This window comes from Bradyrhizobium zhanjiangense, from assembly GCF_004114935.1.
GTDB lineage: Bacteria > Pseudomonadota > Alphaproteobacteria > Rhizobiales > Xanthobacteraceae > Bradyrhizobium > Bradyrhizobium zhanjiangense.
Window position 1 is genome coordinate 7,995,591 of sequence record NZ_CP022221.1, and the last position, 13,587, is coordinate 8,009,177.

The window sequence follows — 13,587 nt, forward strand, 5'->3', positions numbered from 1 at the left end:
GCGCCTCATTCCGCTGCTGCGATATGTCCGAGCTCCACCACCTGGCGCTCGAACAGGCCGCGATAGATGCCGCCGGGCTTGGCCGCGAGCACCGCATGCGTGCCCTGCTCGACGATCTCGCCGCGGTCGAACACCAGGATGCGATCGAGGCTGCGCACCGTTGACAGGCGGTGCGCGATCACGATCGAGGTGCGGCCCTTCATCAGCCGCTCCATCGCCTGCTGGATCAGCGCCTCAGATTCCGAATCGAGGCTCGAGGTCGCCTCGTCCAGGATCAGCACCGGCGCATCCGCCAGGAAGGCGCGCGCCAGCGCGACGCGTTGCCGCTCGCCGCCCGACAGCTTCACACCGCGCTCGCCGACCAGCGTGCCGTAGCCCTTGGGCAGGCGCAGGATGAAGTCGTGCGCATTCGCAAGCCGCGCCGCCTGCTCGATCGCCTGCAGGCTGGCACCCGGACGGCCATAGGCGATGTTCTCGGCGAGCGAGCGGTGGAACAGGATCGGCTCCTGCTGCACGATCGCGATCTGGCTGCGCAGCGATTGCTGCGTGGCCAGCGCGATGTCTTGGCCGTCGATCAGCACGCGGCCGCCGGAGACGTCGTAAAGCCGCTGCACCAGCTTGACGAAGGTCGTCTTGCCGGAGCCGGAGCGGCCGACGAGACCGACCCGCTCGCCGGCGCGGATCCTGACCGACAGGCCGTCGTACAGCGGCGCGCGATGGCCGCCATAATGGAACGTGACGTCGTCGAACACGATCTCGCCGCCCTCGATCGCGATCGGCCGCGCGTCGGAAGCATCCGCAATGCCGATCGGCTCGTCGTGGATCGCCACCAGCTCGTCCATGTCGTTGACCGAGCGCTGAAGGTTGTTGATGTGCATGCCGACGTCGCGCAAGTAGGCGTGGATGACGTAGTAGCTCGTCAGCACATAGGTGACGTCGCCGGGCGAGGCGTGACCTGACATCCACAGCAGCACCGATCCGCCGATCACGGACGCGCGCAGGCACAGCAGCAAGGAAAGCTGCGACATGGCCGTGTAATTGTAGCGCAGCCAGGTCCGCCGCACGCGCACGCGCCAACGGCCAACGACGCGGGCGAGCCGCGCATCCTCGCGCGCTTCGGCACCGAACGACTTCACCACGGCGTTGCAGGTCAGCGCATCCGCCAGCGTGCCTCCGACCTTGGTGTCCCAGGCATTGGAGACGCGGGCCGCCGGCGCGATGTAGCGGGTCGAGAACACCACCGTGATCGTGACGTAGAAGATCGCCCCGAGCGCGATCACCAGGCCGAGCGAGGCCCAGTGCACGCCGATCAGGACCATCGAGCCGATCAGCACCAGCAGCGACGGCGCCAGCGCCAGCAGGATGGTGTCGTTGAGCAGGTCGAGCGCCCACATGCCGCGCGTGATCTTGCGCACCGTCGAGCCTGCAAAGGAGTTCGCGTGCCAATCGGTCGAGAAGCGCTGCACGCGCGTGAATGCATCCTGCGCGACATCGGACATGATCTTCAGCGTGAACGGCACGATCGCCTGGAGGCCGACGAGCCGCAGCACCATCGAGGCCGCGCCCAGCGCCACGATGGCGCCGAACGCCATGAGCGCCGCGTGGCGCGCGTCCGGATCGGACGGGCCGCGCGTCAGTGCATCGATCAGATGCCCGGAGAATACCGGCATGAACAGGTCGGCGATGGTTGCGCCCAAGAGGCCGCCGGCCACGATGAGGCCGCGCCCGGGCTGCTTCAGCCAGTGCCGGAACACGAAGGGCAGCACCACGCGAATCGCGGCGGGCTTTTTGGACAGAGCGGTCATGACATCATCCGGCCGCACGCGCGGGCCGGCTCCATCGATGGACGCAGGCCGGCCGCGAGGGCCGAAACGGCGTCACTCAAAACTGACTTTGACTTGGGAAGCGGAGCGATCGGGGCGCTTGGCCGAAACCTTGGCCCAATCGAAGCTGGCGGAAAGGGCCCCTACGAGGCCGAGCACATACCGAGCCAGAACATCGAGCGCGGGCGTGCGATCTGCGAATGCGACGAAATCATGCAAATCTCTCCCCGGTTCGATTGAATGAGGTGCGCTTTATAGATGTGTCGTTCGCGATTTGCAACGGGGCTCGCGCGAGATCACGGATGAGTGTTGCAATTTGGTGCGGCTTTGGTGCGCATCAACGCCGTCATGCCCCGCGGAGGCGGGGCATCCAGTATTCCAGAGGCGGTAGTGTTTCAATCGATAAGCCGCGGCGTACTGGATCGCCCGCCTTCGCGGGCGATAACATCGAGAGTGCCGCGTCAATGCGCGTCGCCGCCGCCGGTCATCGCGGCCGGCTTGTTCAGCAACCCGACCAGCAGGCTGAGGCCGAGATAGAACAGCGTCAGCATGAAGAAGGCATCGCCGAAGCTCATCACCACGGCCTGGCGGTGCACGAGCTGGGAGAGCTGTTTCATCGCCATCAGCGTGGAATCGCCGAGCCCCTGGAATTTCTGCATGAACATGGTCAGGGTTTCGGTCGCGGTCGCGTTGCCCCACATCACGCGCTCCTGCAGGCGCGTGATGTGCAGATCGGTGCGATCGTTGAGCACGGTGTTGATGATGGCGAGCCCGACCGCGCCGCCGAGATTGCGCATCAAATTGAACAGGCCGCTCGCGTTCTTCACCCGATCAGGCGCCAGCGTGCCGAGCGCGATGTTGTTGGTCGGCACCATCGCGAACATCATGCCGATGCCGCGCAGGATCTGCGGCACCAGCAGCTCGTAGAAATCATAGTCGCGGGTGATCCAGGTCATCTGGTAGGAGCCGATCGCGAACACGACGAGGCCGAACGCGATCATGTAGCGCATGTCGAACTTCACCATGAGACGGCCGACCAGCGGCGCGACCAGGAACATGGTGATGCCGGAGACGAACATGGTCTCGCCGATCATCAGCGCGCTGTAGCCGCGCACTTCGGCGAGATAGCGCGGATAGATATAGGTCAGGCCATAGAGGCCGATACCGATGCAGAACTGCAGGAGGCAGCCGATCGCGAAGTTGCGGTTGGAGAAGGTGCGCAAATTGACGATCGGCTCGGCTGCCGTGAAGACGCGCCAGAAGAAGGCGATCGCCGAGATCGCGCAGATCCAGGCGCAGATCGCCACGGAAGTGTCCTGCAGCCATTCATATTGCGGACCTTCCTCCAGCACATATTCGAGCGTGCCGAGAAAGCCGGCCATGAACAGCAGGCCCCACCAGTCGAAGCGGTCGAGCAGCTCGAAATGCGGCTCGTCGAAATCGACCAGCGCCAGCACGCCCAAGGTGATGCTGATGCCGGGCACGACGTTGATGAAGAACAGCCAGTTCCACGACATCAGGTCGGTGATGTAGCCGCCGACGGTCGGCCCGATGGTCGGGGCCAGCGTCGCGACGAGACCGATGATGGGACCGACGATGTGGAATTTCGTGCGCGGGAAGACGGTATAGGCCGAGGCGAACACCGTCGGAATCATGCCGGCGCCGAGGAAGCCTTGCAGCGCGCGCCAGAGGATCATCTCCTCGATCGTGGAGGCGAAGCCGCAGAGCAGGCTCGAGAAGGTGAAGCCGGCGGCCGAGATCGCGAACAGCAGCCGCGTGCCGAAAGCGCGCGACAGAAATCCCGACAGCGGGATCGCGATCACTTCAGCGATCAGATAGGCAGTCTGGACCCAGGAGACTTCGCTGGAGCTCGCCGACAGGCCGGCCTGGATCTCACTCAGGGAGGCCGAGACGATCTGGATGTCCAGGATCGACATGAACATCCCGAACACCATGATGATGAAGGCAAACAGCCGCTTCGGCGCGATGCGCTCCGAAGCGGGATCCGCCATCATGGCAGGTGAAGCGGTGGTGGCGTTAGCCATGGTGTCAGTTCGGGCTCGAGCAGGGTGCAAGGTCGGTGAACGTCTCCCGCTTGCGGGAGAGGTCGCGCCGAAGGCGCGGGTGAGGGTTTTCTCCTCTAGGAGATTGTCCCGTTGCGGAGGCACCCTCTCCCCTGCCCTCTCCCGCAAGCGGGAGAGGGAGCGCAGCTGCACTCGGAGCCAGAGTATCGCGACTCATGAGTGATCAATCCTACTGCGGGTGGATCGCGGTGGGATCGTCGAGATCGACCTCGCTGTCGGCGTCGGCCGCACCCTTGTTGGTGTCGACGGTGGCGTAGACCGACATGCCGGCGCGGAGCAGGTTCTGCTTCGCCACTGACTTCGGCACGCGGATGCGCACCGGCACGCGCTGCACGATCTTGGTGAAATTGCCGGTGGCATTGTCAGGCGGCAGCAGCGTGAACACCGAGCCTGCGCCCGCCGCGATGCTGTCGACGACGCCCGAGAACTTGCGCATGCCGTAGGCATCGACCTTGATCGTCACCGGCTGGCCGGGACGGATGCGCTTGAGCTGCGTTTCCTTGAAATTGGCGTCGATATAGACGGCATCGAGCGGCACGACGTTGCCGAGGCGCTGGCCGACCGCGACGAAATCGCCGGCGCTGACCAGGCGATTGGAGAACGTGCCGTCGACCGGTGCGCGCACGGCGGTGAAGCTGAGGTCGCGCTCGGCCTTGGCGAGCGTGGTCTTGAGCTCGGCGAGCTGCGCCTGCGCTTCGGCCTGCTGCGCCTTGGCGACGTCGACATTGCTGACCGCGACGTCGTAGGCGGCCTGCGCAGCCTTGACCGCGGCGGCGCCCTGATCGCGTCCGGCTTCCGAGCTCTCGAAGGTGGCGCGCGAGGCAAAGCCCTTGTTGCTCAGCGCCTGCTGACGCTCATAATCGAGATCGGCGCGCTTGAGGCCCGCCTCAGCCGAGACGAGCTGCGCCTTGGCCTGCGCGACCTGGCTGTCGAGCGCGGCAACCTGGCGGCCGATGCGATCGATCGTGGCCTGCTGGGTCGCGATCTTGGTCGCGGCGGCATCGACCGCAATCTTGTAGTCGCCGTCGTCGATGCGGAAGACGACGTCGCCGGCGCGAACCGGCGCGTTGTCGCCGGCGAGGATCGAGGAGATGTGACCGGCGACGCGCGCGCCGAGCATGGTGTTGTTGGCGCGGACATAGGCGTCGTCGGTGGAGATGTAGAAGCGGCCGACCAGCGTGTAGTAGCCGGCATAGCTCGCGACCGCGAGCGCCAGCAGCAAGCCGACGCCCATCAGGACGAATTTGCGCTTGCCGGATTTGGGCACGCCGGCAGCAGCGCTATCGGCAGGTACAGCCGGGGCCGCCCTGTCGGTGGCGGGCTTCTCGGCCACCTCGGTGGTGCGGCGCTTGGTTTCCTCGGCCACATGAGCGCGCAATTGCTCGGCCAGGACGGCGGGTTTCTCGGTCGCAGCGTCACCGCCGGTCTGCTCGTCCACCGCTTCCTGGCGAAGGACGCGCGCAGCCTGGTCTCTCGATACGGCCATAAAGGCCTCCCAAAAAAAGCGCGATCAAGGGCAGGCCGTCGTGCGGCCAGTTCCCTCTCGCTCATCTCAAATATCATTGACCGAACCGTTCGGTCAATCTACATAATGTTCCTGTCCCGGGACCTAAGGGCTCGAATCCTTTATTTGCGCTTCATGGCGTCAGACCCGATCCAGAAACCTTCCGAGACCCTAAACCAATGGTTGTAGCTGCCAGCGAACATCTGCACGTCGTCCATGAGGAGGACAGCTCCAAGCGCCGCCAGATCCTGGACGGTGCCCGCAAGGTGTTCATGGCGCTCGGTTTCGACGGGGCCAGCATGGGCGAGATCGCGCGCGCCGCGCAGGTCTCAAAGGGCACGCTCTATGTCTACTTCGCCGACAAATGCGCGCTGTTCGAAGCCATCCTCGAAGAGGAGGCGCTCCAGCACGGCCAGGTCGTGTTCAATTTCGATCCCGCGCGCGATGCCGAAACCACGCTGAAGGAGTTCGGCCGGGCCTACATCCATCTGCTCTGCCGCCCCGGCGGCGGATCGGCGATCCGCACCGTGATGGCGATCGCCGAGCGCATGCCCGATGTCGGCCGCCGCTACTATGGGCGGGTGTTGGACAAGACCATCAACCGCCTCTCCGAGTATCTCAGAGCCCATGTCGCCTCCGGTGATCTCGAGATCGACGATTGCGATCTTGCTGCCTCGCAATTCATGGAACTCTGCAAGGCCTCACTGTTCCTGCCCTTCGTCTTCCAGGCCGCACCTGCGCCATCGGAACAACGGATGACCGAGGTGGTCGACAGCGCGACGCGGATGTTCCTGGCGGCGTACCGGAAGTGACGGCAAGCAGGCGGCGCGTTGCGCAGGCCGGCGCCGCGGCCCTATATTGCGGCCATGTCTCGTGATCTTCGCCCGCCGGTCGATATCCTCCATTATGAGATCGTTCAGGAACAGGCCTCGGCGCTCGGACGGATGGGCCGCGCGCTCGAACAGACGCTGACGCGCCTGCGCGAGTTCGACGCCGCCCACGCGCTCTCGGACACACCGGCCTCGTTGCAACCGGCGAGGCGCAAGCTGGTCGCGGAAGCCGGCCAGGCGCTCTGGATGTTCGTGGTGCAACGGGAGGCGTCCGGCTTGCGCGACGGCCGCCACATCATGCGGACCTACAACGTCCCCGGCGAGGTGCAGCGGTGCATGGGGCTGGTCCCCGTGCTGTCGAAGCCGACTTCGAAATGATCTGCTAATTAGGTCGAACTACGCCCATCGTAGCCCGCATGGAGCGAAGCGGAATGCGGGGATACCTGTCCCGGATTGCGCGTCATCCGGCTACAGGGTTTTGCAAGCCTCAATCGTCGGCGTACTCGTCCTCTTCGCGCTTGTGCGCGGTGCTCTTGCGGCCGAGCGAACCGGTCACGGAAGGATCGCGCGCGTTCGCATACGGACTACGTGACTGCGCACGCGCGGCGACCTCTTCGCCGGAGACGGCGGCGGGCTGGCAGATCAGGCGACGGCTGGCGCGGCGCATCAGGTCGACGTGGATGTGATCGTAGTGATAGACGTTGGAGCCCGGTGCGAGCACCGTGGTGAAATGCGCGCAGGCGCCGGACTGCACGTCGCGCAAAAACCCCTGCTCTTCCGGCATGCCGCGCCAGCCGTCCTTCACCGTGACGCGGCGGCCGTCGGCGAGCACGAAGGCGGATATGTCGAGCGCATTGCCGAAGGCGTGCTCGGAGATGTGGGCGCGCGAGTTGCCGTTCATGCCGCGGCAGGAATAGGCGGAGATCTGCTTGATCTCGGCGACGCGGACGCCGAACCAGCGCATGGCCGAGGGCTGTACGGTGTCGGCGAGCCAGCGGTCGAGCTCGGACACGATCGGACAGGCCAGCGTCGCAGTCGGCTTGATCGCAACAGGACCGACGGCGGTGACGGGATTGCCCTGCGCCGGGCCAAGACGCGGCAACGGCTGCTGCGCGGGCGCCTGCGAGTAAGGTGCCGGACCGGCGGGCCGCGCCGGATAGCTCGGCGCATTCATGTAGCGCGCAGCACCCGCGGCATCAGTGCCCTCGGGCGGCAGGTCGATCTCGTCTTCCTGCGGCGCCACGCCGGGCGCGTTCAGCGACATCGGACCGGTTGAGCTGCCATAGCCGGAAGGCTGTTGCACCGCGCTCTCGGGGTAATTCGACCGCTGCGGATAGGAGGGTGCCGGATAATTCTGGCTCTGCGGATAGTTCGATCGCGGCTGCGTCACCGGCCAGCGCGGCTGGTTGCCGATATTCCCCGGCGGACGTAGTTCCTCGTCGGCAAAGCCGTAGCTGCTGGAGGCTTCGCCGATGGCGCCGACCTTGAGCGGAAATTCGGCGCCGCACTGGCCGGGGCCGGAGATCGGATCGATGCGGACGATGTCCGCACTCTCCTTGACCGCTCCCGATTTCAGGCACGCCGCTTCCGCCTCGGCCCGCCACGGTTCGCGTTCGGCCTGAAAGAAGCCGCGTCCGCAACCCGCTAGCGAAACAAGGACGATGGAGCCGACGAGATACAAACGAACTCCGCGCGTCATGAACGCACGTTCGGCGAATTTACTTAAAGACTCTTCAACGTGTCGATTTCAGCCTTCCTTAACCATGCCGGCCCACGCGCGCCGAAATGCTGCAAGGACTGAGCGACAGCAAGACTGCCTTTTTCGGCAAGAGACTTTCTGTTAACCATAAAGCACTCGCGCAAAGCGGCGCGACTGCGGGAGCGATCTCATGACGTTCGCCGGCAGATTGAGCGTTATCGCCGCGTACCTTGCCATAGCCTTCGTCGGCGCCATCGTGCTCGGCATGATTTAGAGACTCATCAACCGCACTCGCAGCCCCCTCTCCCGCAAGAGGGGAGGGATAACGGCATACCGCGAAGAGCTACGACCGCTCACTCCACTGCCGCGACGTCGTGATCAGTTGCTCCTGCCGCTCCTCAACACGCGTCCAGTCGTTGCCGGAGCAGAAGAAGCGGCCGAGCGCACAGGCTTCGATGTGCAGCTTGCCGGAGCTCTTCAGCGTCATCGTCGCGTAATAGGTGTTGCCGCTGGAGCGGCTATAGATGCTGCCGCTCCAGACGTCGTGCGATTTCGGCTTCATGTTGACGAGAACGCTCTCGCCTCGGTTTGAGGCCTCGGTCAGCGCGTAACCGCACAATGCCAGTCCGCAGCGCTCGATGCGGACGGTGCCGTTGGCGCCGGCGCTCTCCCATTCGCCGAGCGGCGTATAGCCCTCGTCGTCGCTGCGCTTTGCGAGTGTTGCGGTCTGCTTGATCTCGGGCCTCGGAACGATGACCGGCGGCTCGATGCGCGGCGGATCGAGCGCAACGATCTTCGGCAGATCTTCGCGCTGGAGATCGACCCGCGGCGTATGAGTGCTCGACGCCTCGAGTTTCGGCGCCGGCGGCAACACAACGGGCTGCGACGTCGTCGCGGCAAGGACGGGAGGCGCTGGTGGCGGCACGACCGCAGTCGCTTGTGGCGGCCGGACCGGCGCCGCCGGACAAACCGGTTGCGGTGCCTGGACCATCGGCGCGGACGCCGGCCGCGAGGCCGGTGTTGTGCTGAGGTCTTCTGTCGGCCGGAGGCTGCGACTGGACACCGAAACACAGGAAGCAGATCGGCAATTGCGCGGTGCCTCGACATGAAACCGGTGGCCGCCGATGGAGAACGAATAGGAACCGGCCTGGGCGGCGGGCGCAATCGCCATCAAGGCGATCAATGTGCCAAGCGAAGTCGCAAGCCGCTGCATCGACGCCTCCCTCTGTGTCGCGGCGAGGTTACCCGGATGAAGGATGGCCGAATGTGCGCCGGCTCACGCAGGCGGCCGCAAGCCGGCGTGACGTTTGTCACGGAAGAAGGGACGGCCCCGGCGTAGGGTCGAACCACGCTCAGTCACCAGCGACATCAGTCCATACCGGGACCAGGCCATTTTCGGAGGTTGTCATGAACAAGCTGGCCATCGCCGCCACCGCGCTCTTCCTTGCTTCGACCGCCGCCGCGCATGCCGGCAATTCGATCTCGTTCCAGTTCGAAGGCCAGCACATCCGCATCGAGACGCCGCGCAACTGCGCCTCGCTCAATTGCGTGACCATCGTCGCGCCGGGCCTGTCGGACAAGCCGATCAAGCTGAACAACATCAACCTCAAGGGCCTTGGCGGCTCCACCGACGATGAGGTCGACACCACGCCGGCTCCGGCGACCACGACTGCGCAGCCCACGCCGGCTCCGGTGCAGCAGCAGCCCGTGCCGCTGGCGCCGGCCCAGGCGGCTGCGCCCGCCGTTGCCGCCCCCACAGCCCCCGCCGCGAGCGTTGCCGCCGCTCCGTCCGTCGGCGTCGACAATACGCAGCCTGCGCCTGTTGCGGCGCCGGCTCCCGTTGCCGCGCCCGCTCCCGTCGCTGCTGCTCCCGCGCCGGCCCCGGCTCCGGCTGCCGCAGCGCCTGTGGCGGCACCGAACTCGCCGATCGGCGTGTGGGCGACCGAAGGGAACAAAGGCAATGTTCGTGTCGAGCAGTGCGGTCCCAATCTCTGTGGTTACGCCGAAAAGACCAACGCGCGCATCCTGATCAACATGAAGCCCGAAGGCTCGAAGTGGAGCGGCCGCATCCACGATCCCGATTCCGGCCGCAATTACGACTCGACCATCGCGATGAAGGGCCCGAATGCAATGCGCGTGCAGGGCTGCGCCTTCGGCGGCATGTTCTGCGGCGGGCAGACCTGGAAGCGCGTGAGCTGACACTGAAGGCGTCACATCGACAGGCAAGCACAAGTCATCGTCATGCCCGGGCTTGTCCCGGGCATCCACGTTCTTCGAACCGCGCGCCAACACGTGGATGGCCGGGACAAGCCCGGGCATGACGATGAGGAGATGCCGGAGCCCATAACACTGGCATGACTGGCGAATGGTCTCGTGGACGCGCCGTTTGCACATTCGCCCCCTCCCCTGCCACATGTTCATCCGCCATTCAGCTGTCCCCGGCTGAAATCCGCAGCTCTCGCCTCGCGTTCTCACCGGGATCTCCTCGTGACTTCATTGGCAGCCTGGCGCCGCTTCGTGTTTGCGCTCGCCCTGCTGGCCTTGCCGCTGGCCGGCGCGGGCGCGGCATTCGCATCCGATGCGATGGAGTTTGCGCAGGCGCAGCCGCAAGCACAGCCGATCCCCACACCCTCCCCGACACCGTCGGCCTCGCCTAGCCCCGCGACAGACGCGCAGCCCGCCGCCGTCGAGCCGATCGGCAACGTCGCGACGGTGACGGGCATCGCGACCGTGATCCGCGACAAGAACTCGTATCCGCTGCGCGTGCGCGACGACATCTATCTCAACGACGTCGTGCAGACTTCGTCGAACTCCTCGCTCGGCATCACCTTCAACGACGCCACCACGTTCAACCTCTCGGCCAGCGCCAGGATCACGATCGACAATTACGTCTATGAGGACGGCGGCAAGCAGAACGCCGCGATCTTCGACGTCGGCAAGGGCACGGTCGCTTTCGTTGCCGCAGCGGTGGCGAAGACCGGCGACATGAAGATCACGACGCCGACCGCGACGCTCGGCATCCGCGGCACCACTGGCGTCGTCGACGTGCCGGAAGGCGCGGCGGCGAACAGGGCGAGCAACGTCAACATCAAGCTCTATCCCGACGCCGACGGCCGGGTCGGGCACATCGACGTCGACGACCGCAGCAGCGGCGCGCGGCTCGGCGCGCTGACGCAAGCAGCAAGCGGTTTTGCGATCCGGCCGGGTGCAGGCGGCGCCGGCGGCGTCATGCGCTTTGCCGCGGTGCCGATCACGATTCCACCGCAGCAGATCGCGCGCGACCGCGGCTTCGTCAGCCAGGTGCATCTGGCGCAGACCACGGGCCGGCAGATCGTCACCGAGCAGCGCGACTTCCGCCGCGCCAATCCCGGCGCGCTCAGCCGCATTCCGCGACCGCTCCAGCCGCAACAGCAGCAATTGCGGCCGAATACAGCGCCGGTCCAGCAGCCGCAGCGGCCGAACGGCCAGCCCCGCCAGAACAATCGTCCGGATCAGCAGCAGCCGGGCACACCGGGCCGGCAAGGCGCGCAGCCGCCGCGGCGGCAGGGCCAGGGCGGCGCGGTACAGCCGGGCGGCCAGCGCGCGGGTCAGGGGCAACAGCAGCGACAAGGCGAGCAGCAACAGAGACCGCTACATCAAGACCAGCAAGGCGCGGGTCGGCGGCAAGAAGCGCCACGCACCGAGCAAGGCATGCAGCCCGGTGGCGTACAGCAGCCGCAGCAGCAAGCACCGCGCACGGGATTGCGGCCTGGCCAGCCAGCACAGCCACCTGCGGCCCAACAGCCGGGCGGCATCCAGCGTCAAGGCGGCTTCCAGCAGCGCCTCCCTGGTGCGCAACGCCCCGCAGTCCCGCGCAAACCGGAGCCGAAGCAGAAGGAGCGACGGTGACTCTTCCTTCTCCCCTTCGTGTGCGCGAAGCTGCATCGTCAGCGCGGCGGCGGTTCTGAGGAAATCGTGCGAAAGAAGCCCGCTCCGCCGCCTCCCCGTCATTGCGAGGAGCCCTTGCGACGAAGCAATCCAGAATCTTTCCGCGGAGAGATTCTGGATTGCTTCGCTGCGCTCGCAATGACGACTTGGAACGAGCTGGCGTTACCGCAACCACCCTAACTTGCAGATACCGTTTTGCCCAGCACGCGGCGCGCTCATGCGTCGCCGCGGAGCCACGCCTTCACTTTCTGCAACAAACCATGCCGCAATTCATCGACCGACGCGGCCTCGACAGGTGTCAGCTTCTGCAGGGCCGCATCGATACCGTCGGGCACAGGCGGCGTCGGCTCGGGAGCGGCCGCCAGCCCCGCAGTCGCGAGGGCGATCGGACCAACGTGTGTCAGGAACGCGCGCTCATACTCGCGCGAGAGGCGGGCGATCGCATCGTCCAGCGTCAGCCAGTCGACCGCCTTGATGTCATTCATCAGCTTGCGGACCGGGCCGCCGTCAGCCTCCATCCGCCAGAAATGCACGACCTTGGAGCGCACGCCGGACTGATAAACGAGCGTGCCCAGAAATTCGTGCACGGCGACATCGTGGCCGGTCTCCTCCAGCACCTCGCGATGCGCGGCCTCCTTGGGCGTCTCGCCGTCGTCGAGCTTGCCCTTGGGCAAGACCCATTCATTGCGCTTGCGCTGGCGCACGACTGCAATCAGCGGTGTCGAACCACGCCGCAGCACGATACCACCCGCCGCCATCACCGGCGCCCGCGCCATCGCTCGTATCCAGTATCGTTATCCCCGCGGACGATATAGGCGGCGGGCGCGGCGGATTGAAGGCTACTTTCTGTTCAGCAGCGCCTGGCCTGCGCGAATGCGCGTGCCCTCGGTGATACCGTCGCAGAACGTGAAATCGCCGGGCGCCAGGATGATGATGGTCGAGCCATGCTCGAACCAGCCGAGCTCTTCGCCCTTGCTCACCTTGACGTCGCAAGGGAAATTGACCGGACCGCGGGTCTGCGCGTTCAGCACCATGTCGAGGAAGTGCAGGCGGATGCTCGCGACCAGGATGGCGGCGACCGGCACCAGCGTCACGGCTTCGCCGGTCGACAAATGCGTGCGGATCACCGCGCGCTCGTTCTTGCAGAACAGACGCTCGACCCGCTTCAGCGCGATCGGGTTGACGTTCCAGACATCGCCATGGATCAGCGTGACGCGTTCGATATGCGCATCGTAAGGCGCGTGGAAGCGGTGATACATGCTCGAGGTCAGCCGCAGCGTGACGAAGGAGCCGTTGCGGTGCTGGTCGACCAGAGCGGAATCACCGACGAGGTCGAGCAGCGAATATGGTGCACCCTTGACCTGAAACAGTTCGGTGTCGGCGATCCGTCCATGGGCGCCGACAATGCCGTCCGAGGGGCTGGCAACGATCGCCGGGTCCGGATCGAACGGCCGCAGGCCCGGCTTGAGCTCCCGGGTGAAGCAGTCGTGCAAGCTTTGGAAATGCGTCTTGCGCGCCTCCGACAGATCGAGATCGGAGAACAGCTTCCACAGCGCGATCGAGACGTCCCGCACCAGCGGGTTCTCGACCTTAGAGAACCAGCCCATGAAGCGGGTCAGCGCTGCCCGGGGGATACGGTTGGTCAACAGGAAGTTGAGGTCTTCCTGCTGGGTGAAAGAGGCGATGAGGGCTTTGACTGTCATGAATCTGTCAGCTCGCA

12 protein-coding genes are annotated in these 13,587 nt (G+C 65.6%); 4 read left to right on the top strand and 8 right to left on the bottom strand.

Annotated features, from left to right (window positions below):
• Positions 1-5 precede the first annotated feature (5 nt).
• From XH85_RS38190 to XH85_RS38205, 4 genes are all read right to left on the bottom strand, one after another.
• Entirely contained in the window at positions 6-1,805 is a 1,800-nt protein-coding gene (locus XH85_RS38190) for an ABC transporter ATP-binding protein (protein ID WP_164940313.1), read from the bottom strand.
• 72 nt (positions 1,806-1,877) lie between these two features.
• Positions 1,878-2,042 (bottom strand): hypothetical protein, encoded by a 165-nt coding sequence (locus tag XH85_RS45610; protein WP_164940314.1) that lies wholly within the window; start codon positions 2,040-2,042, stop codon positions 1,878-1,880.
• A 242-nt stretch (positions 2,043-2,284) separates the two neighbouring features.
• On the bottom strand, positions 2,285-3,868 hold the full coding sequence (locus tag XH85_RS38195) for a DHA2 family efflux MFS transporter permease subunit (RefSeq protein WP_128936046.1): 1,584 nt from the start codon (positions 3,866-3,868) through the stop codon (positions 2,285-2,287).
• A gap of 208 nt (positions 3,869-4,076) precedes the next feature.
• Complete coding sequence (locus XH85_RS38205; RefSeq protein ID WP_128936048.1) at positions 4,077-5,393, bottom strand: HlyD family secretion protein; 1,317 nt, start codon at positions 5,391-5,393, stop codon at positions 4,077-4,079.
• Positions 5,394-5,590: 197 nt separating this feature from the next.
• Between XH85_RS38205 and XH85_RS38210 the strand changes: the two genes are divergently transcribed.
• Both XH85_RS38210 and XH85_RS38215 read left to right on the top strand, forming a co-directional pair.
• Positions 5,591-6,223 (top strand): TetR/AcrR family transcriptional regulator, encoded by a 633-nt coding sequence (locus XH85_RS38210; RefSeq protein ID WP_128936049.1) that lies wholly within the window; start codon positions 5,591-5,593, stop codon positions 6,221-6,223.
• Positions 6,224-6,277: 54 nt separating this feature from the next.
• The gene (locus tag XH85_RS38215; protein WP_128936050.1) at positions 6,278-6,619 is read left to right on the top strand and encodes a DUF6665 family protein; all 342 of its coding nucleotides are present in this window, start codon (positions 6,278-6,280) and stop codon (positions 6,617-6,619) included.
• A gap of 109 nt (positions 6,620-6,728) precedes the next feature.
• Here XH85_RS38215 and XH85_RS38220 read toward each other — a convergent pair whose 3' ends face one another.
• Complete coding sequence (locus XH85_RS38220) at positions 6,729-7,940, bottom strand: extensin-like domain-containing protein (protein WP_128936051.1); 1,212 nt, start codon at positions 7,938-7,940, stop codon at positions 6,729-6,731.
• Between the two features lie 343 nt (positions 7,941-8,283).
• Positions 8,284-9,153, bottom strand: a complete 870-nt coding sequence (locus XH85_RS38225) for a DUF2147 domain-containing protein (RefSeq protein ID WP_128936052.1) — start codon at positions 9,151-9,153, stop codon at positions 8,284-8,286.
• A 194-nt stretch (positions 9,154-9,347) separates the two neighbouring features.
• On the opposite strand from XH85_RS38225, the gene XH85_RS38230 reads away from it, so the two are divergent.
• On the top strand, positions 9,348-10,139 hold the full coding sequence (locus XH85_RS38230) for a DUF2147 domain-containing protein (RefSeq protein ID WP_128936053.1): 792 nt from the start codon (positions 9,348-9,350) through the stop codon (positions 10,137-10,139).
• 297 nt (positions 10,140-10,436) lie between these two features.
• Complete coding sequence (locus XH85_RS38235) at positions 10,437-11,828, top strand: FecR family protein (RefSeq protein ID WP_164940571.1); 1,392 nt, start codon at positions 10,437-10,439, stop codon at positions 11,826-11,828.
• A gap of 254 nt (positions 11,829-12,082) precedes the next feature.
• Here the strand turns inward: XH85_RS38235 and XH85_RS38240 are convergent, their stop codons facing one another.
• Together XH85_RS38240 and asd are read right to left on the bottom strand one after the other, a co-directional pair.
• On the bottom strand, positions 12,083-12,643 hold the full coding sequence (locus XH85_RS38240) for an NUDIX hydrolase (protein WP_128936055.1): 561 nt from the start codon (positions 12,641-12,643) through the stop codon (positions 12,083-12,085).
• A 63-nt stretch (positions 12,644-12,706) separates the two neighbouring features.
• Complete coding sequence (asd, locus tag XH85_RS38245) at positions 12,707-13,570, bottom strand: archaetidylserine decarboxylase (RefSeq protein ID WP_128936056.1); 864 nt, start codon at positions 13,568-13,570, stop codon at positions 12,707-12,709.
• Positions 13,571-13,587 lie beyond the last annotated feature (17 nt).

Coding starts and splice junctions, on each gene's coding strand:
- XH85_RS38190 (WP_164940313.1), bottom strand. CDS start 1,805: ATGACCGCTCTGTCCAAAAAGCCCGCCGCGATTCGCGTGGTGCTGCCC.
- XH85_RS38195 (WP_128936046.1), bottom strand. CDS start 3,868: ATGGCTAACGCCACCACCGCTTCACCTGCCATGATGGCGGATCCCGCT.
- XH85_RS38205 (WP_128936048.1), bottom strand. CDS start 5,393: ATGGCCGTATCGAGAGACCAGGCTGCGCGCGTCCTTCGCCAGGAAGCG.
- XH85_RS38210 (WP_128936049.1), top strand. CDS start 5,591: ATGGTTGTAGCTGCCAGCGAACATCTGCACGTCGTCCATGAGGAGGAC.
- XH85_RS38215 (WP_128936050.1), top strand. CDS start 6,278: ATGTCTCGTGATCTTCGCCCGCCGGTCGATATCCTCCATTATGAGATC.
- XH85_RS38220 (WP_128936051.1), bottom strand. CDS start 7,940: ATGACGCGCGGAGTTCGTTTGTATCTCGTCGGCTCCATCGTCCTTGTT.
- XH85_RS38225 (WP_128936052.1), bottom strand. CDS start 9,153: ATGCAGCGGCTTGCGACTTCGCTTGGCACATTGATCGCCTTGATGGCG.
- XH85_RS38230 (WP_128936053.1), top strand. CDS start 9,348: ATGAACAAGCTGGCCATCGCCGCCACCGCGCTCTTCCTTGCTTCGACC.
- XH85_RS38240 (WP_128936055.1), bottom strand. CDS start 12,643: ATGGCGCGGGCGCCGGTGATGGCGGCGGGTGGTATCGTGCTGCGGCGT.
- asd (WP_128936056.1), bottom strand. CDS start 13,570: ATGACAGTCAAAGCCCTCATCGCCTCTTTCACCCAGCAGGAAGACCTC.